Origin of the sequence: Dactylosporangium sp. NPDC000521, assembly GCF_042898305.1 — a bacterium.
Lineage (GTDB): Bacteria > Actinomycetota > Actinomycetes > Mycobacteriales > Micromonosporaceae > Dactylosporangium.
The window spans coordinates 407117-428396 of the sequence record NZ_JBIAYW010000006.1 but is presented as its reverse complement, the minus strand read 5'-3'; the positions used below and the strand labels follow the sequence as shown (position 1 = coordinate 428396).

At 71.8% G+C, this 21280-nt stretch carries 12 protein-coding genes and 1 pseudogene; 8 read left to right on the top strand and 5 right to left on the bottom strand.

The window, feature by feature from the left end:
• Window positions 1-34: 34 nt before the first annotated feature.
• The 4 genes from ACFY3L_RS22300 to ACFY3L_RS22285 form a co-directional block, all read right to left on the bottom strand.
• Complete coding sequence (locus tag ACFY3L_RS22300; protein WP_389326992.1) at window positions 35-814, bottom strand: WecB/TagA/CpsF family glycosyltransferase; 780 nt, start codon at window positions 812-814, stop codon at window positions 35-37.
• A gap of 643 nt (window positions 815-1457) precedes the next feature.
• Window positions 1458-2144: a vancomycin high temperature exclusion protein gene (locus tag ACFY3L_RS22295; RefSeq protein WP_389326989.1), complete on the bottom strand. Its 687-nt coding sequence runs from the start codon at window positions 2142-2144 to the stop codon at window positions 1458-1460.
• 176 nt (window positions 2145-2320) lie between these two features.
• Entirely contained in the window at window positions 2321-7180 is a 4860-nt protein-coding gene (locus ACFY3L_RS22290; protein ID WP_389326986.1) for an NAD-glutamate dehydrogenase, read from the bottom strand.
• Between the two features lie 225 nt (window positions 7181-7405).
• Window positions 7406-9853, bottom strand: coding sequence for a UvrD-helicase domain-containing protein (locus tag ACFY3L_RS22285; RefSeq protein ID WP_389326983.1), 2448 nt, complete (start codon window positions 9851-9853; stop codon window positions 7406-7408).
• Window positions 9854-10015: 162 nt separating this feature from the next.
• On the opposite strand from ACFY3L_RS22285, the gene ACFY3L_RS22280 reads away from it, so the two are divergent.
• The 8 genes and pseudogenes from ACFY3L_RS22280 (at window position 10016) to ACFY3L_RS22245 (ending at window position 20836) form a co-directional block, all read left to right on the top strand.
• The gene (locus ACFY3L_RS22280) at window positions 10016-10651 is read left to right on the top strand and encodes an NADPH-dependent F420 reductase (protein WP_389326980.1); all 636 of its coding nucleotides are present in this window, start codon (window positions 10016-10018) and stop codon (window positions 10649-10651) included.
• Between the two features lie 180 nt (window positions 10652-10831).
• Window positions 10832-11422, top strand: coding sequence for a vitamin K epoxide reductase family protein (locus tag ACFY3L_RS22275; protein ID WP_389326977.1), 591 nt, complete (start codon window positions 10832-10834; stop codon window positions 11420-11422).
• Complete coding sequence (locus tag ACFY3L_RS22270; protein WP_389326974.1) at window positions 11412-11834, top strand: cytochrome c oxidase subunit 4; 423 nt, start codon at window positions 11412-11414, stop codon at window positions 11832-11834. Before ACFY3L_RS22275 ends, ACFY3L_RS22270 begins: the two co-directional genes overlap by 11 nt.
• Window positions 11831-13309, top strand: a pseudogene (locus ACFY3L_RS22265) (cytochrome bc complex cytochrome b subunit); the annotation flags it as partial. The gene ACFY3L_RS22270 and the pseudogene ACFY3L_RS22265, both read left to right, overlap by 4 nt.
• Before the next feature lie 13 nt (window positions 13310-13322).
• Window positions 13323-15026 (top strand): cytochrome c oxidase subunit I, encoded by a 1704-nt coding sequence (gene ctaD, locus ACFY3L_RS22260; RefSeq protein WP_389326971.1) that lies wholly within the window; start codon window positions 13323-13325, stop codon window positions 15024-15026.
• Window positions 15027-15128: 102 nt separating this feature from the next.
• Window positions 15129-16895, top strand: a complete 1767-nt coding sequence (locus tag ACFY3L_RS22255) for a glycoside hydrolase family 15 protein (RefSeq protein WP_389326968.1) — start codon at window positions 15129-15131, stop codon at window positions 16893-16895.
• Between the two features lie 232 nt (window positions 16896-17127).
• Window positions 17128-18726, top strand: a complete 1599-nt coding sequence (locus ACFY3L_RS22250) for a sensor histidine kinase (RefSeq protein WP_389326965.1) — start codon at window positions 17128-17130, stop codon at window positions 18724-18726.
• A gap of 193 nt (window positions 18727-18919) precedes the next feature.
• Complete coding sequence (locus tag ACFY3L_RS22245) at window positions 18920-20836, top strand: DUF4118 domain-containing protein (RefSeq protein WP_389326962.1); 1917 nt, start codon at window positions 18920-18922, stop codon at window positions 20834-20836.
• A gap of 26 nt (window positions 20837-20862) precedes the next feature.
• Here the strand turns inward: ACFY3L_RS22245 and ACFY3L_RS22240 are convergent, their stop codons facing one another.
• Window positions 20863-21276 carry an MbtH family protein gene (locus tag ACFY3L_RS22240; RefSeq protein WP_389326959.1) on the bottom strand — a complete coding sequence of 138 codons (414 nt, stop codon included), beginning with the start codon at window positions 21274-21276 and terminating at the stop codon, window positions 20863-20865.
• Between the last annotated feature and the right edge of the window lie 4 nt (window positions 21277-21280).

Here is a 21280-nt window from a genome sequence, read left to right as displayed (position 1 = left end):
CCGCCTCGGTCGATCGATGAACAGGCGAGCGCGGTCAGACCGGTGCGGGTTCGGCCGGCCGGTGCGAGGGCACGGGCACGGGCGGCTCCCACAGCCCCACCTTCTGCGCCGACAGCCGCACGAGGTACCGGGGGCCGAGGACCAGGTAACGCCGCCACAGCCGGCGCGGCTCGAGGACCAGCCGCCACATCCAGGCCAGGCCGTTGCGTTGCATCCAGCGTGGTGCGTAGCTCAGCAGCCCGGCGTGATAGTCGAAGGCGGCCCCGACCGCCAGCAGCGGCATGGCGAGCAGCGGCCGCATCGCGTGGACGAACGACTCCTGCCGCGGACAGCCGAGACCGACCAGGACCAGGCGGGCTCCCGATGCGTTGATACGTTCGGCGATGCGCGCGTACTCGCCCGGCTCGGCGTCACGGAACCGCGACGGTTCGGCGCCGGCGATCCGCAGCGTCGGGACTGTCCGGGTCAACGCCCCGGCCAACTTCGCGACGGTCCGCTGCGTGGACCCGTACAGGTAGACCGGCAGCTCCTCGGTGGCCGCGCGCCACAGCACCCGGAGGGTCAGTTCCGGCCCGCTCACCCACTCGCGCAGCTCGGCCTGGTGCAGCAGGTTCAGCGCCCATCGCACCGGTTGGCCGTCCGGGACGACCACGTCGAAGGCGTTCAGCCGGGCGTTGTGCCGCCGATCGGACACCCCGATCATCACGCCGTGCACGGCCAGCGCGGTCAGGATGAACGGGCGCTGCTGCTGGGCGGCCGCGAACACCTTCGCGACCGCCGCGTCGTAGTCGATGACGTCGACCAACACCCCCATGACGCTGCGTTTTCCCGCGTCGACCAACGCTCTTCCTTTCCTCTCGCCCCGCCGGCACGCGCCGACCACGCCGGCTGGGTCGAGGCAACGAACGCCGGCCTCGACTGCGGGATGCTGAGCGCCTGTACCCACGCGGTTGCCGGCAAACGCCGGACGGCGGCAGAGCGGAGGTGACTTGCGGTGGGCGGTCGCGTGACCACGACGTCATGCCGTTGCGTCCCTCGGCCCGCCACCTGCGTTATCACCTGCGGACACGCCGTCCGGCCCGGTGAGGGCCCTTATGCTTGCGCTGACCCTTGCCGAGCCGCTGTACGACGGCAACGGCTGGTCGTCGATCGACGCCACCGTTTGTGGTTCGTGCCGGGTGGAGGCCTATGCGGGGAGGGTCTCTTTCAGGCAGAGAGAGACAGGTCGGGGCGGAGGCGGAGCGGAACCGGAGGCTGACGCCGGCATGGCCGTGGTCGTGCGGGATTCGGCGACCTGGTTGGCCGGGTTCCGGTTGGAGGGCGTGATTCGATCATCCACTGTGGACGCGGTTCGGTCCGGCCAGGCCAGATCGCAGACTCCTTGCAGGGCGCGTGCCGCATGCCGGGTGTCGAGTCCCCAGTGCGACCGGGCTGCCGCCTGGACGAAGGCTGATCGATCAACCGGCTTGCAGGGCGTCTCGGACCTGCGGGCTCGGCGGCGAGGTGACCGCCGGCGGTCGTCCGCGCACCGCGTCCCAGGCTGCCTTGCCGCTGGCGAAGTAGTCCCGCACCGCCTTGCGAGCCAGCAGGCCGGCGGCACAGCCGCCGCAGCGAGCGGTCACGCCGTCGGTGTCGATGCCCACCTGCCGGCACAGTGTCACCGCCCGGGACAGGTGGTAGGCCTGGGTGACCACCAGGGCCCGGGCGACGCCGTAGACGTCCCGCGCCCGCACGCACGTGTCGTAGGTGTCCAGGCCGTGCGGGTCGGCGACAATGCGGCGCGGATCGATGCCGAGGCCGGTCAGGTACGCGGTCATCACAGCGGGCTCGTCGCCGGACTCGCCGCCGCCGTCGCCGGATACCAGGATCACCCGGGCGCGGCCACTGTCCACCAGCGCGGCGGCGGTCTCCAGCCGGCCGGCCAGGCGCGGCGCGGGCGTACGCCGGTCCGCCGCCACCTCGCCGCCGAGCACGATGACGACGTCCGCAGCCGGCGCATCCGCCTCGTCGTGCACGTGGCCGCCCGCGGCGATCTGTGTCCACAGCCACGGCGCGCTGGTGAGCAGCAGCGCGGCGGCCGCGCCGAGCACCACCCGCCGGCGCCACCGGCGCACCGGTTTCGTCTTCTCCTGCGCGTCCGTCACGCGAGACACACTATTCGCCGGGCGCCAGGACATCGTGCCTCCGGCGGGCCTGGCCCCCTTGCTCCCTCGTCAACATCGCCGCGAAGCCAGCAGATTCCGGAAGGCGCGAGAGTTCGGATCGCGCGACCACCGTGACTCAGGGACCTGACCGGGGGGCCACGCGGCCGGCCTGAGCGTCAGGCGGCGGAGGTGCGGACCAGCGTCCTGATCTGGCGGAGCAGCACCGAGATGGCGGCCAGGTCGCCCGGGGACCCGCCGAACTCGCCGATGGCGTTGCGGGTGCGGGCGATCAATGTGGCGTTGCTCTGCTCCCACTTGTCGACGCGGGCCTCGGCGTCGTCGGGTGCCGTCGCGTTGAGGACCTCCGCCGTCAGGGCGGCCAGCGCGGCGTACAGGTCGTAGCGCAGCGCCACGCGGGCGAGCGTCTGCCAGCGGTCCTCGCTCGGCAGGTTGGAGATCTTCGACAGCAGGTCGTCGACCCGGAACCGTTCCGACAGCACGTAGTAGACCGTGGCGACCTCGTTGACGTCCTGGCTGGTCTGCGAGGCGACCTCGACGATGTCGAGGAGGCCGAAGCCGTACGTGATCCGGGCGGTCATGTCGGCGATCTCCGCCGGCAGGCCCAGCCCGCGCAGTGCGGCCGCGTTGGTGTGCAGCGCCTCGCGCTCCTGGCCGCGGAGCAGCGTCTCCAGCTGTGGCAGCAGGCGCGAGATGCCGGGGCGTAGGCGCGCGATCTCGCCGGGGACGTCGATCGGCAGGCGCCGGTTGGAGACCAGCCAGCGGACCGCCCGGTCGAGCAGCCGGCGGGTCGTCAGGTTGACCGCCGTCTGCGCCTCCGTCGGGACCTGGTTGTCGAGGGACTCGACGGCACTGCGGAGCTCGCCCAGCCCGTACACATCCCGGATCACCACGGACGCCCGGAGGATGTCGGCGGCGCCTGCCCCGGTCTCCTCGGCGGCACGGTGGAAGAACGCCGGGCCGCCGTGGTTGACGGCCTCATTGACCACCTGCGTGGTGACGATCTCGCGGCGGAGCGGGTGCTCGGCCATCGCCTCCACGAAGCGCTTCCGCAGCGGGGTCGGGAAGTAGTCGACGAGCACCTCGGTGGTCCAGTCCTCGTCGGGGAGGTTGGAGTCGAGGATCTCGTGCTCGAGGACGATCTTCACGTACGACAGCAGGACGGCGAACTCCGGCGAGGTCAACCCGAGCCCGGCCTCGGCCCGCGCGTCGAGCTCCTCGTCGGTCGGCAGCTCCTCCAGGGTGCGGTCGAGGTGGCCACGGCGCTCCAGGTCGGCGATGAGCCGCTTGTGGACCGGCAGCAGCGGCCGGGACTGCGCGCGGGCGTCACCCAGCGCGGTGGCCTGGTCGTAGTTGTCCTTCAGGACCAGCTCGCAGACCTCGCCGGTCATCTCGGCGAGCAGCGCGTTGCGGTCCTTCGGGTCGAGCGCGCCGTCGACGACCGCGCGGTCGAGCAGGATCTTGATGTTGACCTCGTGGTCGGAGCAGTCGACACCGGCGGAGTTGTCGATGAAGTCGGTCGCGACGCGGCCGCCGCCGAGCGCGAACTCGACCCGGCCGCGCTGGGTGAGGCCCAGGTTGCCGCCCTCGCCGACGACCTTGGCGCGCAGCTCCCGGCCGTTGACCCGGATGGAGTCGTTGGCCTTGTCGCCGACGTCGGCGTGCGACTCGGCGGTGGCCTTGACGTAGGTGCCGATGCCGCCGTTCCAGAACAGGTCGACCGGGGCCGACAGGATCGCGTGCATCAGCTCGTTGGGCGTCAGCGCGGTGACCGCCGCCGGGATGCCGAGCGCATCCTTCGCCTCCGGGGAGATCGGGATCGACTTCGCCGTCCGCGGGTAGACGCCGCCGCCGGCGGAGATCAGCGACCTGTCGTAGTCGTCCCAGGAGGACCGGGGCAGCGCGAAGAGCCGGGCCCGCTCCTCGAACGACGTCGCGGCGTCGGGGTCCGGGTCGACGAAGATGTGCCGGTGGTCGAACCCGGCCACGAGCCGGATGTGCCGCGAGAGCAGCATCCCGTTGCCGAACACGTCGCCGGACATGTCACCGACCCCGACCACCGTGAACTCGGTGGTCTGGATGTCGACGCCGAGTTCGCGGAAGTGCCGCTTGACCGACTCCCAGGCGCCCCGGGCGGTGATGCCCATCTTCTTGTGGTCGTAGCCGGCCGAGCCGCCGGACGCGAACGCGTCGCCGAGCCAGAACCCGTACCGCAGCGAGATCTCGTTGGCGGTGTCGGAGAACGTGGCGGTGCCCTTGTCCGCGGCGACCACGAGATACGGGTCGTCGGGGTCGTGGCGGACCACGTCGGCCGGGGCGACGACCTTGCCGCCGTCGAGGTTGTCGGTGACGTCGAGCAGGGCGGAGATGAACAGCTGGTAGCACTCGACGGCCTCGTCGCGGTCGCCCGGCTTCTCCTTGAGGACGAACCCGCCCTTGGCGCCGGTCGGCACGATGACCGCGTTCTTGACCACCTGCGCCTTGACCAGGCCGAGGATCTCGGTGCGGAAGTCCTCACGCCGCTCGGACCAGCGCAGCCCGCCCCGCGCCACCGCACCGAAGCGCAGGTGCACACCCTCGAACCGCGGTGAGTAGACGAAGATCTCGAACTTCGGCCGCGGCGCCGGCAGGTCGGGGATCGACTGCGGGTCGAGCTTGAACGCCGTGTACGACTTGGGGCGCCCCTGCTCGCCGCGCTGGAAGAACGAGGTGCGCATGGTGGCCTGGATGACGTGCAGGAAGGAGCGCAGGATGCGGTCCTGGTCGAGGCTGGTCACCGTGTCGAGGTCTTCGTTGACCGCCGCGACCATCTCCTTCGACCACTCCGACCGCGCCGTCCCGGACAACTGCAGCCGCAGGTCGAAGCGGGCCGTGAAGAGGTCGACGAGCTTCGAGGCGATCGCCGGGTACTGCAGGAGCGTGGTCTCCATGTAGTCCTGCGAGAACACCGTGCCGGCTTGGCGCAGGTACTTCGCGTAGGCCCGCAGGACGACGACCTCGCGCCAGGTGAGACCGGCCTTCAGCGCCAGGGCGTTGAAGCCGTCGACCTCGGCCTCACCGCGCCAGGCGGCGGAGAACGCGTTCTCCAGGTGGGGGCGCACCTCGGTGAGCGCCCGCGCGTCGGGCGGCAGCCGCAGCCCGAAGTCGTAGATGTAGATGGTGCCGTCGGAGCGGACGATCTCGTAGGGCCGCTCGTCGGTGACCCGCACGCCGAGCGAGTGCAGCACCGGCAGCACGGCGGAGAGGATCATGGGCTTGCCGTAGCGGAGAACCTTGAACCGGATGTCGCTCTCGGCCTGGTGGCGCCGGTAGACGTGCATGACGAGCTGTCCCGGCTCGTCGAGCAGCTCCAGCTTGGCGACGTCCTGCACCGCCTCGTACGGCGTGTGCTCGTTCTTGTACGTGTCCGACAGCGCGCCGCCATATCGCTGGTAGAGCAGCTTGCCCTGGTGCTCGTCCTGGAGCTTGTGCTCCAGCGCCAGCCGGAAGCTGTCGTCCCACAGCCGGGTGGTGTCGGAGAGCCGCTCGGTGAGACGGTGGACGTTGATGTCGCCGGGCGGGTTGCCGGGCTCGGTGCGCACGATGAAGTGGATCCGGGCGAACTTCGACTCGCCGACCCGGGTGGTGTAGTCGACGCCGATGCCGTTGAGCTCGGCGAGCAGGATCTGCTGGATGCGCAGCCGGTTGGCGGTGGTGAACCGGTCGCGGGGCAGGTAGACCAGGCAGGAGATGAAGCGGCCGTAGGCGTCGCGGCGCAGGAACAGCCGCAGCTGCTGGCGGCCGGCGAGGCGCAGCACGCCCATGACGGTCCGGAAGAGCTCGTCGGTGGTGATCTGGAAGAGCTCGTCGCGCGGGTAGGTCTCCAGCGTCTCCATCAGGTCCTTGCCGGAGTGGGAGCGCGGCGAGAGGCCCGAGCGCTCCACCACCTCGGCGACCTTGCGCTTGACCACCGGCAGGTCCCGCACGCTGGCCCGATAGGCCGCCGACGAGAACAGTCCGAGGAACCGCTTCTCCCCGACCACCTCGCCGTCGGCGTCGAACAGCTTGAACCCGATGTAGTCCAGGTAGGCCGAGCGGTGCACGGTGGCACGCGAGCTGGCCTTGGTGATGATCAGCAGGCGCTTCTCCAGCGCCTTGGCGTAGGCCTCGGCGGTCATCGAGCTCAGCACCCGCGGGTGCGTCTGGTCGGCGCGCAGGATGCCCAGGCCCGAGCCGAGCACCGCCTGCACCAGCTCCTCACCGTCGTCGCCCCTGGCCAACCGGTACTCCCGGTAGCCGAGGAACGTGAAGTGGTCGTCCACCAGCCAGCGCAGCAGCTCGACGGAGTCGGTGACGTCCTTGTCCGGCACCGGCAGCCGCGCGTCGCCGAGCTCGTCGGCCAGCGCGAGCGCCTGCCTGCGCATCTTCGGCCAGTCCTCGACCGCCTCACGCACGTCATCGAGCACCCGGGCCAGGTCGTTACGCAGCTTCTCGAGCTCGTGATCGTCGCGGATGCGGTCGATCTCGATGCGGATCCAGCTCTCGACGATGTCGCGAGGCGCGGCGTCCCCGGGCTCGAGGCCGACCCGGACCTGCTCCAGCGCGCCCAGCGGCGCCCGCCGCACGACGACGAGCGGGTGCACCAGCAGGTTCACGTCGATGTTGCGGGACGACAGCGCGCTGGTGACCGAGTCGACGAGGAACGGCATGTCGTCGGTGACGATCTCCAGCGACGTGCCGTCGGCGACACTCGTGCCCAGACGCAGTTTCAGCTCGCCGGGCACCCGCTGCTGGGCCAACTCCAGGTGCGACCGCGTGGCCTCGACCATCCAGGCCACCTGGCGACCGGCGAGCTCCTCGTCGGGCACGAGGCGCCAGTAGCGCGCGACCAGCTCGGGGTCGGCGCCCTGGGCTGCCGCCAGCGCGACGGCCTCCGCGACCAGGTGCTCCGCATCGGGCACGTACTGCTTCAGCTCGTCGTCCTCGACCGCGGGTCTGGCAGTGCCGGCGCTCACCCGGCTGGCCGTAGGCCGGTTCATCGGTTCTCCCCTCACCCACGGCGCTGTGAGTCGTCCACGGACAACCTGAGCTTCGCGTTCGACGTGCGATCCGTCTCGGCGGTGGTGGAGTGGCTCGTGGGGCGGCTACCCGCGTTCGGAGGAGGACGAGGTGGCCACTTCTTGTAGTGTCCCTCGGCCTGCTCGGACCGGCCAGGATCACCACGTGTTTCCGGCCTCGAACGCGCTGCCCAGGAATGTCCGTGGTCAGTGGCCGAGCAGCTCGCGGGCGATCGCCGCCGCGGAGTGGCCGGGCAGTGGTGCGGCGAGCCGTGTGAGGTGTTCCCGCAACATTCCGCGCAGCTCCGCGACGGTCTTCGTGGTGCCGAGCAGGCGCAGGAAGTCCGGCACGCTCCAGACGATGAGTGCGCCCTGCCGGGACAGGTACAGGCCGATGCGGTCGATGCGGTACTGGTCGGCGTAGTCCAGCAGCAGGTAGCCGGCGAGCTGGTAGATCTCGTCACGGCCCAGCCGGCGGGGTTGGATGGCGGCCTTGCAGTCCAGCAGGATGCCGCCGAGGATGAAGTCGGCGTCGGCGCCGCCGATGTCCTGGCTGCCGTGGAACGTCGGGCCGCAGATGCGGTCCTCGACCGGCAGCGCGCGGAACGCCGCGAACGGCGCTTCGGCGAGCTTCATCTGACTGCTGATGTCGTCGACCGCGTACTCGGGTACGGCGGCGGTGAGCGTGGCGAGGGTGGTGACCGCAGTGGCGTTGGCGAGCATGCTGTACCGCCGGATCTCGCCGGTGCGGTAGATGTCTTCGTAGTAGGCGGCGACGAAGCACAGCCGGCACAGGGTGTCTTCGTCGAGCTCGGTGGCTCGGGCCAGATGGGCGTCGACTGCGGACAGCAGATCCTGACCGGCCGACCGGAGGGCGGCCCGGATCGGCGTCGGCGGCGCTCCCTTGAGTGGGATGGGGCCGCCGAGGGCGTCGATGCCGCTGCGGACCGGTTCGCCGAGCGGACTGCCGAGGGCGAGCCTGAGCCGGAGGTCGATGGCGTGGCCGAGCGCCGACCAGTCGGGGTGTTTCACGTCGATGGGCTGGACCGGGTGGGGAAAGCCGGCGATCTGCTGAAGGTAGTCGCGCACCGGGCCGGCGCTGTTCGGCAGGTGCTCCGTCATGAACCGCGAGACCGGCGACTGCGGGTACCGCAGCTGAAGGGTCAGATTGAGGTTGATCATCGAATTTCCCGCCGCGGTGCCCTCCTTGGCCGTGTCCGCCATGCCCTGCTCGTAGTCGTCGATCCAGGTGAGCCCCGCCGGGTCGAGGTGGTGCCGGGCGCGGGTGACCGCGACGTAGATCAGGCGGGCCTCGCTGGGGCGGAGCGGGCGCTGCATCCCCTGGTCGTCGACGGGTGGCGCCATGAAGCCGTCGCCGACGCGGACCCGTGGCCATTCCCGGCCCTTGGCCTTGTGCACCGTGGACACGGTCACCTTCGCGGACCGCTCGTCCGTGAGGCGGTCCACGGCGTTGATGATGAGGTCCGGGCCGTACGTGTCGACCAGTGTCACGATCGCTTTGAGATCCTGGCCGGCGGTGTCGTGCTCGGCGTACTCCTGCACATCACCCCACGAGGTGAACAGGAACAACTCCGGGTGACTGGTGCGCCGGCCGGACTTCAGGTCCTGCGCCGCGCGCGCGACCTTTCGCAGGGCGTCACCACCACCGGTCAGCGCCACCGGGACGCCCTGGTCCAGGAACGCGAGGACCTCCTGCATCGCATCGGCGTTGCCCCGGCACAGCACGGCATCGACGTCCGGCGCCGGGCCGACGTGGGACGCGCCCTCCGCACATCCGGTCAGTTGCAGGTCCGACTCGGCGTGCCTGAGCCAGCGGTTCGCCACCCGGGCGATGGGCGGCCCGAACCGGAACGACTGCGTCAGGTGCAGGTGCTGTGCCGGGAAACCGGTCATCACGTCCCGGGCGCTGCGCCAGCCGTAGATCTGCTGCGCCGGGTCACCGACGCACACCCGCTGCGCGCCCTGGGCCAGGAACACCTCCTCCAGCACCGGGTTGGTGTCCTGCGCCTCGTCGAGCAGGACGAAGTCCGCGTCGAGGGTGGGCTCGGTCAACGCCCACATCTTCATGTAGTGGTCGTGCTCGAACCGCAGTACGCCGTCGCGTGCGCAGATGTCGTCCCACGCCTTCCGTGCGAACGGCAGCAGCGCGCCGGCAACGTGGTCCTGCGCCCGCAGGTCCAGGCCGTTGACGGGTTCGAGGTGCCGTGCCATCACCTGCCGGTCGGTGCTGTAGCAGAACCGGCGGATCATGCCCATCACCAGACGCGCCTGGTGGCCGCGGGTAACAGGACGGGAACTGACCCACAGGTCCCGGTTGATGCCCAGCAGCCGCGCGGTCTCCTTCGCGGGAATGCGTGCGGAGGCGTTCAGCCGCGTCTGGTAGGCCCGCCCGACGGCTTTGTGCGCCAGTGAATGCGCCGTCCGGCAGTCGACATTCGCGCCGAAGCGTGCCCGGGCGTCGTCGGCGATCGACCGGTTGAACGCCACGTACAGGCCACGCCTGCGGGTGGCGTTGGCCATCAGTACCAGCGTGGACGTCTTGCCCGTCCCGGCTCCCGCGACCAGGGCCAACTCGTTGCCACCCGCGAACAGGTCCCGTGCGGCCAGTTGCTCTTCGGTCGGCTTGACGGCCATGTGGTCCTTTCACGGGTCGGCCCACGTTCCTACCGCGATCCACAGAGATGCTGCCGAGCCCATCGTCGCCCGTCAACTCGATGAGCCTCCGGGCCCGCGGGAGGGGCCACGCTCGGTGACGGTCTGTCGCGTGAACGGGCCGCCAGTGGGTAGGCGGCAGGTATGAAGATCGGTGTGATCGGCGCCGGCAAGGTCGGTTCCACGCTGGCTCACCTGTGCACCGCGGCCGGCGACGACGTCGCCATCGCGAACTCCCGGAGTCCGGAGACCCTGCGTGACCTCGAGTTGCAGCTCGGCCATCACGCACACGCCGTCACCGCCGAGGAAGCGGCCCGCTACGGCGACGTCGTGATCGTCGCGGTGCCGTTCGGGCATTACCAGGAGCTGCCCGCGGACGCTCTGGCCGGCCGGACGGTGATCGACGCGACCAACTACGACCCTGAACGCGACGGGCACGACGAAGAGCTGGAGCGCGGCGATGTCACCAGCAGCGAGCTGATGCAGCGGCACCTCGCCGGCGCGCACGTGGTCAAGGCGTTCAACGCGATGCGCTGGGACCACCTGCGCGACTACGGCCGGTCGGCCGGGGCGTACTTCCGGTACGGCATTCCGGTCGCCGGCGACGATCCGGCCGCCAAGTGGCGTGTCCTCGACCTCGTCGAGCAGATCGGCTTCGAACCGGTCGACGCCGGCTCGCTCGCGGAGGGTGGCCGCAAGTACCAGCCCGGCACGGAGGCCTACGCCGAAGACCTGGGGGCCGATGTACTGCGCGCCCGCATCGGCATCGAGGGCACCTGAGCCCGCCGGCCGGCACGAAAAGCCGATTGAGCCGGCGGGTGCTGGTTATCCGGGGTCCGCATGGGTAGCGGGGGGCCTGGCAGCACCTGACGGGACGGTCGTGGGATGCCCGGGTGACGGACCCGGGTGACGGGACGGACCGGGGACGACGGCCGCCGGGCCGTGAGAGAAGAGTGGCGCATGACTTCCGGCACGAACGCCGGCCTGCTCTCCCGCCGTGCGTGGACGCCGCCGTGGTGGTGGCGGCGCGCGCTCGCCGGGCCGTCGGCGTGGCCGCGACGCGTCGCCGTGGCCGTGCTGGCCTGCGCCGGGCTGCTGATCTCGCTGCGCCTGGCGTTCTTCCAGTACGGCCTGGTGCCGGCCGTGTGGGAGCCGTGGTTCGGCGACGGCAGCGTCCGCGTGCTGGAGTCCGGCTTCTCCCGGGCGCTGCCGGTGCATGACGCCGCGCTCGGCGCCGCGGCGTACCTGGTCGAGTTCGTGCTCGAGCTGTCGGGCGGCACGACCCGGTGGTGGCGGCGGCCGTGGCTGGTGGTGCTGCTCGGGCTGGTCGCTGGCGGCATGGCGGTGGCCGCGCTGTTCCTGGTGGCGTTGCAGGCCTTCGTGATCGGCGCGTTCTGCACGCTGTGCCTGGTCTCGGCGGCCATCTCGCTGGTCGTCCCCCTGTTCGTCGCCGAGGAGGTGGCCGCGGTGTGGCGGCAGCTGCGCCGCGCCCGCCGGTACGGGCGGTCCTGGGCAGCGGCGCTGCGCGGAGGAGACATGGATGCGCACTGAGGCGAAGGTGTTCAGCGTGATCGCCGGGTTCCTGCTGACCGCGGCGGTCGTCTACCTGTGGTGGACCGGCAGCGGCTCCGCCGACCACCCGGAGATGGCCGGCGGCCTCGCGCTGGGCCTGTCCGGCGTGCTGAGCCTGATCTGCGGCAGCTACTTCTGGCTGGTCGCCCGGCGCATTCCGCCGCGCCCGGAGGACCGGCCCGAGGCCGAGATCGCCGACGGTGCCGGCGCGGTCGGCTTCTTCGCCCCGTCCGGGTTCTGGCCCTTCGGCATCGCTGTCGCGGTGGCCACCGCGGCGGTCGGTCTCGCGCTGAGCCAGTGGTGGCTGGCCGCCGCCGCCACGATCGGCGCGCTGCTGGCCACGACCGGCCTGGTGTTCGAGTTCTATGCCGGCGCCCCGGAGTCGCGGTGAAGCGCCGGCCGCCCCGCGCCGTGCGCGGGGCCCGGGCGGTGGACGAGCGGTTCCAGGCGGCCACGCCCCTGCGCCGGGTGGTGAACAAGGTCTTCCCGGACCACTGGTCGTTCATGCTCGGCGAGCTGGCGCTGTACTCGTTCGTGATGCTGGTGCTGACCGGCATCATGCTGGCGCTGTTCTTCGACCCGTCGATGCGGGTGATCAGCTATGACGGCTCCTACGTGCCGCTGCGCGGGATGCCCATGTCGGCCGCCTACGAATCGACGCTGCGCATCACCTTCGACATCCGCGGCGGGCTGCTGCTGCGGCAGATGCACCACTGGTCGGCGAACCTGTTCATGGCGGCGATCGTCGTGCACATGACCCGGATCTTCGTCACCGGCGCCTTCCGCAAGCCGCGCGAGGCGAACTGGATCATCGGCATCATCATGTTCTGGCTCGGCTTCGTCGAGGGCTTCGCCGGCTACTCGCTGCCCGACGACGGCCTGTCGGGCACGGGCCTGCGCATCGCGGCCTCCATCGTGGCGTCGCTTCCGGTCGTCGGCACCTGGGTGTCCACCTCGCTGTTCGGCGGCGAGTTCCCCGGCGAGGTGATCATCGGCCGGCTGTACATCGTCCACGTCCTGCTGGTCCCCGGGGCGCTCGTCGCGCTCATCAGCGTGCACCTGGGTCTGATCGTCAAGCAGAAGCACACCCAGTGGCCGCGGACGGGGCACACCAACGCGAACGTCGTCGGCGAGCGGATGGTGCCCGGGTTCGCCGGGCGCTCCACCGGGCTGGCGCTCATGGTCTTCGCCATGATCGCCGCGCTCGGCGGGCTGACGCAGATCAACCCGGTGTGGCTGTTCGGCCCGTACGAGGCCGCCGTGGTGTCCTCGGCGAGCCAGCCCGACTGGTACGTCATGTTCCTCGACGGCGCGCTGCGGCTCATGCCGCCGTGGGAGTTCCGTGCCTTCGGCTACACCCTGTCGCCGGTCTTCTGGCCCGGTGTCGTGCTGCCCGGGGTGCTGACCATGCTCGCCATCGGCTACCCGCTCGGCAGCGCCTGGCGGCACCGGGGCCAGGGGTACCGGAACCTGGCGCAGCGCCCCCGTGACGCGCCGACCCGCACCGCGGTCGCCGCCATGGCCGGCACCTTCTACCTGGTGCTGACCGTGTCGGCCGCCAATGACCTCATCGCCTACAAGTTCCAGATCAGTCTCAACGCGCTGGTCTGGGGCGGGCGCATCGGCGCGCTGCTGCTGCCGGCGCTCGCCTTCGCGGTCACCCGCCGGCTCTGCCTGGGATTCCAGCAGCAGGACCGCGAGCGGCTCGCCCACGGACTGGAGACCGGTGTGGTCATCCGTACCCCTGCCGGCGAGTACCGCGAGATCGAGCAGCCGCTCGCCGACGCTGACCAGCTGCCGCTGCCGTACGCCGGCTGGGTGGTGCCGAAGCGCATGCAACGCGTCGGCGCGGCCCAGCGGGCGCTGGAGAAGAGCGTCGATGAGTGACCGTTCGGTCCTGCCGATCGACCCGGTGCACGCCCCGAGGCTGCCCGGGCCGGTGCGTCGCGCCGTGCCCGGCTCGCGGGTCGTGCGGTTCCTGGCGACCACGGACGCGAAGCAGATCGGGGTCATGTACCTCGTGACGTCGTTCGGCTTCTTCGTGCTCGGCGGTGTGCTGGCGCTGCTGATGCGGGCCGAGCTCGCCCGGCCCGGCCTGCAGCTGCTGTCCCCGGAGCAGTACAACCAGCTGTTCACCATGCACGGCACGATCATGCTGCTGCTGTTCGCCACCCCGCTGCTGTTCGGGTTCGGCAACTACCTGGTCCCGTTGCAGATCGGCGCCGCCGACGTCGCGTTCCCGCGGCTCAACGCCCTCGCGTACTGGCTGTACCTGACCGGCGGCATCGTCACCGTCGCCGGGTTCGCCACCCCGGGCGGGGCCGCGGACTTCGGCTGGTTCGCCTACGCGCCGCTCAACAGCCACACGCACTCACCCGGCGTGGGCGGCGACCTGTGGGCGATGGGCCTGGTGGTGGCCGGCGTCGGCACCGTCGTCGGCGCGGTCAACATGATCACGACCGTGATCACGCTGCGAGCGCCCGGCATGACGATGTTCCGGATGCCGATCCTGACGTGGAACATCTTCATCACCGCGCTGATGGTGCTCATGGCGTTCCCCGTGCTCACCGCGGCCCTGCTCGCGCTCGAGGCGGACCGCAAGTTCGGTGCGCACGTCTACGACCCCGCGGGCGGCGGGGCGCTGCTGTGGCAGCACCTGTTCTGGTTCTTCGGCCATCCCGAGGTGTACATCGTCGCCCTGCCGTTCTTCGGCATCGTCACCGAGATCCTGCCGGTCTTCGCCCGCCGGCCGGTCTTCGGCTACAAGGGTCTCGTCGGCGCCACCATCGCCATCGCCGTGCTGTCCATGAGCGTGTGGGCGCACCACATGTTCGTCACCGGGCAGGTGCTGCTGCCGTTCTTCTCGTTCGTGTCGTACCTCATCGCCGTGCCCACCGGCGTGAAGTTCTTCAACTGGATCGGCACCATGTGGCACGGCCAGCTGACGTTCCAGACGCCGATGCTGTGGTCGCTGGGCTTCCTGGTGACGTTCCTCTTCGGTGGCCTGTCCGGAGTGCTGCTCGCCTCGCCGCCGATGGACTTCCACGTCTCCGACACCTACTTCGTCGTCGCCCACATGCACTACGTGCTGTTCGGCACGATCGTCTTCGCCGCGTTCGCCGGCGTCTACTTCTGGTTTCCCAAGATCACCGGCCGGATGCTCGGCGAGCGCCTCGGCAAGTTGCACTTCTGGCTGACGTTCGTCGGGTTCCACACCACGTTCCTGGTGCAGCACTGGCTCGGCACGCAGGGCATGCCCCGCCGCTACGCCGACTACCTGGCCACCGACGGCTTCACCGTCTACAACACCATCTCCAGCATCGGCGCGCTCATCCTGGGGCTCGCGATGCTGCCGCTGGTGTACAACGTGTGGTCCTCCTACCGGTACGGCCGCACCGTCGAGGGCGACGACCCGTGGGGCTTCACGAACTCACTCGAGTGGGCCACCACCTGCCCGCCGCCGCGGCACAACTTCACGAGCCTGCCGCGCATCCGCTCCGTCCGGCCGGTGTTCGACGCCAGGCACGGCGAGATCGCCGGCCGGGAACACGGCAGCCCGGACCCGTCGGGCAAGGAGGCGTGACGTGGCCGCCGTGACGAGCGAGCGCACGGCGCCGGTCTCGGTGGCCGCGGGCGCGCCGGGTCAGGATGTGACGTCGCGCCGCGCGGAACGGTTCCGGGCCGCGTGAGCCGGCCGCATCCACCGCCCGGCGGCCTCACACCGCAGGTGCTGCGGCAGTACGCGCTGCTGGCCGACGGCCGCCGTGGCGCGCTCATCGGCCCGCGCGGCGACGTGGCCTGGCTGTGCGCTCCGGCTTGGGAGTCGGAGGCCGTCTTCACCGACCTCCTCGGCGGCGCGGGCGTCTACACGGTCACCCCGGCCGGCGACCGGTTCGTGTGGGGCGGGTTCTACGAGCCGGGCACCCTGGTCTGGACCAGCCGCTGGATCACCACCGACGCGATCATCCACAGCCGCGAAGCCCTCGCCCTGCCCAGCGAGCCGCACACCCTGACCCTGCTGCGGCGCGTGGAGGCGATCCACGGCACCGCGGTGGTGCGGCTGCTGCTCGACGTGTGCGCCGGGTTCGGCCGGCAGCCGTTGCGCGACCTCATCCGCGACGAGCGCGGGTGGACCGGGCGCGCCGGCGACCTGTACGTGCGCTGGTACGGCGCCCCGCGGGCGCAGCCCGACGCCTCCGGCGTCCTGCACGGCGAGCTGCGCCTGCCGCCCGGCGGCCGCCACGACCTCATGCTGCAGCTGTCGACCCGGCCGTTCACCGGGCCGGCGCCCGACCCGGACGTGGTGTGGTCCGCCACGGCGGCGGCGTGGCAGGCGGCCGTGCCCGCCACCGGGGACGGCTTCGCCGGCCGTGACGCCCGGCACGCCCGTGCGGTCCTGCACGGGTTGACCACCGCGGAGGGCGGCATGGTCGCCGCCGCCACGACCTCGCTGCCGGAGCGGGCCGAAGCCGGCCGCGGCTACGACTACCGGTACGCCTGGATCCGCGACCAGTCCTTCGCCGGGCACGCCGCCGCCGTCGCGGGCGTCGACGGGCTGCTCGACGCGGCCGTGTGCTTCGTCTCGCAGCATCTGCTGGCCGACGGGCCGCAGATGGCTCCCGCCTACGTGGCGGGGTCGGGCCGGCCGGTGCCGGACGAGCAGGCCGTCGGCTTCCTGCCCGGCTATCCCGGGGCGCCGGTGCGCACCGGCAACTGGGTCAACGGGCAGTTCCAGCTCGACGCGTTCGGCGAGGCGCTGCTGCTGCTGGCCGTGGCGGCCGGCCGGGACCGGCTCGGCGCCGACGGCCGCCGGGCCCTGCACCTGGCCGTCGACGCCATCGCCCGGCGATGGCGCGAACCCGACGCCGGCATCTGGGAGCTGCGTCCACGGCTCTGGACCCACTCGAGGCTCACCTGCGTCGCCGGGCTCCTGCGCGCGGCCGACGCGGAAACCGGATCCACGGCCGCGCGCTGGCGTGACCTGGCCGGGTCCATCCTGGCTGACACCGAGGCCACCTGCCTGCACCCGACCGGCCGGTGGCAGCGCGCACCGGACGACCCCCGCGTCGACGCCGCCCTGTTGTTCCCCGGGATCCGCGGCGCCGTGCCACCCGGCGACCCCCGTACCGCCGCCACACTCGCCGCCGTGAAGGCCGACCTCACCGAGGACGGCTACGTGTACCGGTTCCGGGCTGACAAGCAGCCGCTCGGCAGCATGGAGGGCGCCTTCCTGTTGTGCGGCTACGGCATGGCCCTGGCCGAGCACCAGGCCGGCAACCCGGTCGCCGCCGTCCGCTGGCTCGAACGCAACCGCGCCGCCTGCGGCCCGCCGGGCCTCTACGCGGAGGAGTACGACGTCCAGCAGCGGCAGCTGCGCGGCAACCTGCCTCAGGCGTTCGTGCACGCCCTGTTCCTCGAAACCGCCGCGACCCTGCCCGATCCGGCCGGCTGAATCCGGCCAGCTGCCGGCACCTTGGCCGCCCGCTCGCCTGCGTGGACCCCGAGCCATGGCCCGGGCCCATCGTGGTGGCGGGCCTGAGGGGCACGGGTGAAATCCGGGGTGGCGGCAGGGTGCACGGGACGGGCCGCGACGTGCCGGCCGGGCCGGGGCGGGGCGGACGGCCACGCCGGGCTGTAGCGTGAGTCGAATGTCGGTCTGATCGCCTCTGGTCAGGATCAAACCTTTGCTGCGCAGACCCTGGTCGACCCCGCTCGTCGTCGCCGCCGTGTCGGTGGCCGCCGTCGTCGGTCTGGGGAGTTCGGGCCTGCTGCCGCCGCGGTGGACGCGGTTCGTCGACGACGCGGGGCAGTTCTCCGCCGCGCTCGCAGCGACCCTTGCCTGCTGGATCACCGCGCGCCGGCACCACGGCAGTCAGCGGTGGTGGCGGGTGTGGATGGGCGCCGCGACGTGCTGCTGGATGATCGGGCAGTCCCTCTGGTCCTGGTACCGGCTGTTCAACGACATCGTGCTGCCGAGCCCGTCGCTCGCGGACGCCGGGTACCTCATGCTGCCGGTGTTCGCGCTGCTGGCGGTCAGCACCCTGGCCGCCGACAGGCCCGCGCAGGGCGCCGCGCGCCGCCCTCGGGGAAACCTGGTGCTGACGCTCGACGGGCTCATCGTCGTGGGTGCGCTGTTCGTGCTCACCTGGGCCACCACGCTCGGGGCGGTGGTGCGGGCGGGCGGGGCCACCACGCTCGCGTACTCGGTCGCGATCGCCTACCCGGTCACCGATCTGCTGCTGACCATCATGATCATCCTGCTCCTCACCAAGACGGTGGCCGCGCCGAACCGGGTGCAGCTGGTCATCCTCGCCGCCGGGCTGTTCGCGCTGTCGTTCTCGGACAGCGCCTTCGCGTATGCGGTGGCCAGGGGCGCGGACAGCATGTCGCCCCTGGCCAACTCCGGGTTCGTCGCCGGGCACGCGCTCATCGCGGTCGCCGCGCTGACGCCCGTCCAGGAGTCACCGCACTGGCCGGGGCGCCCGCGCGCCCGCCTGGGCCACCTGATGCTGCCCTACCTGCCGGTCGCCGCCACGGGCGTGCTGCTGATCGTGCAGCTCGTCAAGGGCGTCGTGATGGACAGCGTCGAGATCGTCGCCGAAACCATGGTCATCGTGGTGCTGATCGTCCGGCAGGGGGTGGTGCTCGTGGAGAGCGCCAACCTCGTCGCGTCGCGGACGCGGCTCGTGCTCGCCGCCGACCAGACCCGCCGGCGGCTCGAGCGCGACCTGCACGACGGTGTTCAGCAGCGGCTCATCTCGCTGGGGCTGGAGGTGCGCCGGGTCGAGGCGACGGTCCCACCGGAGTTGGCGGGGCTGCGTCAGGACCTGTCCACCGTCGTGGACGGGCTGAACGACGCCGTCAACGACGTGCGGGAGCTCTCCCGCGGCGTCCACCCGGCGATCCTCGTGCAGGGCGGCCTGCGACCCGCGCTCCGCGGGCTGGCCCGCCGCTGCGCCGTCCCGGTGGAGCTCGACCTGCAGGTGGACGGCCGGCAGCCGGAGCCGATCGAGGTCGGGGCGTACTACGTGGTGGCGGAGGCGCTGACGAACGCCGTCAAGTACGCCCAGGCGACGGTCGTCCACGTCGCCGTGTGCGTGCAGGGTGGCTACCTGCACGTGACGGTGAACGACGACGGTCTCGGCGGCGCGGACCTGAAGCTCGGCACCGGTCTCATCGGGCTGACCGATCGGGTCGAGGCGTTGGGCGGCACGCTGACCGTCGAGAGCCCGGCCGGCCGGGGCACCCGCCTGCAGGCCGCGTTCCCTCTCGGTGAGCCGTGACCAGGCCCGGATTCCGGCGGAACCATGCGGCGCGCGTGCGGGAGCGGTCGCCCCGCGTGCGGCGGGTGAGATGTCACCCCCGGCGGGTGGTGTTGATGGTTGTCGGGAAGGCGAACGGTCGGACGTGTGCATGTCGGACCGGTGCGGACACGGCCCAGTCCCGGACTCACGACCTCGCTGACCGGGAGACCGCATGACGGTGACCACCAGTGTTCGGCGCCGGCTCACGGCGTGGTTGCTGCCGCCGACGCCGCCGCCGCTCCTCGCCGGCATCCTCGTCGCCGCGATGGTCATCGCCGCCGAGACGGCCGTGATCGGGCTGCTGCACTTCGCCCACCCGCAGCAGCCGCCGACCGCCGTCATCTACATCCTCGGCGTGCTGGCGCTGACCACCGTGTGGGGCATCTGGCTCGGCGTCGGGACAGCGTTGGCCAGCACGCTGGTGTACAACTTCGTCCACGTGCCTCCGGGCGGCCTGCACCTGACCGCGGCGCAGGATCTCCAGCGGGCCGTGGTCTTCGGGCTCGTGGCGCTGGCCAGCGGCGGCCTGGCCGATCTCGCCCGGGCGCGCGCGGTGGAGGCGCAGCAGCGGGAGGAGGAGGCGGACATCGCCGCCGAGGTCGCTCGCAGCGTCCTCGGCACGGACGAGCTGCCGTCGGCGCTGCAGGCCGGTTCGCAGCGCCTCGCGGCCCGGCTCGGCCTCCCCAGCGCGTCGATCGAGCTCGGCGACGCACCGCGCCTGGAGAAGGTCGCCGGCGCGACCGTGCTCGGGCTGGGTGGCGCCGCTCGCCGTCCTGTGCGGCTCGTCGTGCCGGACGACACCCCACCGGTGACGCTGGAGCGCCTCCGCGACCGGCTCGGCTCCGCACTGAGGGGGATCGTCGCCACCGCCCTGGAGCGTCAGGCGCTCATCGACACCCTACGGGCCAGCCAGCAGGCTACCGAGGCACTGCTGGAGGAGCAGGCGGCGCTGCGGCGGGTGGCCACGATGGTCGCCGCGGGCGGGCCGCCCAGCACGGTGTTCGCGGCCGTGACGGCCGAACTGCACCGCCTGTTCCAGGGGTTTCACACCGCATTGCTCCGGTACGAGCCGGACCGTACCGTCACGGCGGTCTCGGAGCGGGAAAAGGACGGGCGGCTGCTGATGCCCGGCCGTCCGAACCTGCCCATCGAGGGCGACAGCATCGTGGGCACGATCCTTCGCAGCCACCGCACCGCACAGATCGACTACGAGACCGCCGCCGGGTCGATCGCCGAGGAGCTGCGAGCCCGCGGCGTGCGCCGCGGCCTCGGCGTGCCGATCATGGTCGACGGTGAGCTCTGGGGGGTCACGCTCGTCCTGTCCTTCCAGCCGGAGCCGGTGCCGGCCGACGCGGAGAACCGCCTGCTCGCCTTCACCGAGCTCGTCGCCACCGCCATCGCGAACACCGAGAACCGCGCCCGGCTCGTCGCGTCCCGCGGCAGGCTGGTCGGTGCGGCGGACGACGCGCGGCGCCGCATCGAACGCGACCTGCACGACGGGCCGCAGCAGCGCATCGTCGCGCTCGCCCTGCGGCTGCGCATGGCGGAGGACGCGACCGTGGACGACCTGCCGACGGCGCGGCGCCTGCTGTCCGACACCGTCACGAGCCTCACCGAGATCCACGAGACCATGACCGACCTCGCCCGCGGCATCCACCCGGCCCTGCTGACCCAGGGCGGGATCTGTCCGATGCTGCGCACGCTGGCCCGCCGCAGCGTCGTGCCGGTCGAGCTGCGGCTGCAGGTGGCGGGCCGGCTTCCGGAGCGGGTGGAGGTGGCCGTGTACTACGTGGTCTCGGAGGCGCTGACCAACGTCGCCAAGCACGCACGGGCGCCGGTCGCCTATGTCACGGTGGACGCGGACGAGCGGCACATCTGGCTGTCCGTCCGCGACGACGGTGTCGGCGGCGCCGACCCGGGCCAGGGCACGGGGCTCGTCGGCCTGCGCGACCGCGTTGAGGCGCTGGGCGGCCGGTTCGGCGTCGTCAGCGCGCCAGCGCAGGGAACGACCCTGACCGCGGAGATCCCGCTCGCCGAGCCCGAGGCGTCCGCCGCCGCGGAGTCGTTCCCGATGGTCGCCGCCGGCTGAGGACCGGCAGGCCGATGGCGTGACGCTCAGCGGGCCTCGCGGTGGCGGAGGCGAACGGTTGCGATGAAGTCGGTCAGGGCGTCCAGGTCCTCCAGGGCGTGCTGGTTGAAGTCGGCGGCCACGCCGTACTCCGTCTCGATGGCGTCGACCAGGCGGATGATCGCCAGCGACGACACGCCCATGGCGACCAGCGAGCAGCCGGCCGTGGCGACGTCGTGCGGGGTGAGCCGGTCGTCGCAGGCCCGCGAGACGGCGCCGGCCAGCCAGGCACGGATCCGGGTGCGGGCCGGGGTCTGGTCGGTCCAGACCCGCTCGACGTGGTCGAGGCACTCCTCCCGGCTGCCGCGGTGGCCCTCGGCGACCCAGCCGGCCGGCAGGTCGTCGGCCACGGGCCAGACCGAGTACTGCTCGTCGGCGTTCATCACGACGCGGTGGTCCATAACG

Coding starts and splice junctions, on each gene's coding strand:
- ACFY3L_RS22270 (WP_389326974.1), top strand. CDS start 11,412: ATGCGCACTGAGGCGAAGGTGTTCAGCGTGATCGCCGGGTTCCTGCTG.
- ACFY3L_RS22275 (WP_389326977.1), top strand. CDS start 10,832: ATGACTTCCGGCACGAACGCCGGCCTGCTCTCCCGCCGTGCGTGGACG.
- ctaD (WP_389326971.1), top strand. CDS start 13,323: ATGAGTGACCGTTCGGTCCTGCCGATCGACCCGGTGCACGCCCCGAGG.
- ACFY3L_RS22290 (WP_389326986.1), bottom strand. CDS start 7,180: ATGAACCGGCCTACGGCCAGCCGGGTGAGCGCCGGCACTGCCAGACCC.
- ACFY3L_RS22240 (WP_389326959.1), bottom strand. CDS start 21,276: ATGGACCACCGCGTCGTGATGAACGCCGACGAGCAGTACTCGGTCTGG.
- ACFY3L_RS22245 (WP_389326962.1), top strand. CDS start 18,920: ATGACGGTGACCACCAGTGTTCGGCGCCGGCTCACGGCGTGGTTGCTG.
- ACFY3L_RS22280 (WP_389326980.1), top strand. CDS start 10,016: ATGAAGATCGGTGTGATCGGCGCCGGCAAGGTCGGTTCCACGCTGGCT.
- ACFY3L_RS22285 (WP_389326983.1), bottom strand. CDS start 9,853: ATGGCCGTCAAGCCGACCGAAGAGCAACTGGCCGCACGGGACCTGTTC.
- ACFY3L_RS22300 (WP_389326992.1), bottom strand. CDS start 814: ATGGGGGTGTTGGTCGACGTCATCGACTACGACGCGGCGGTCGCGAAG.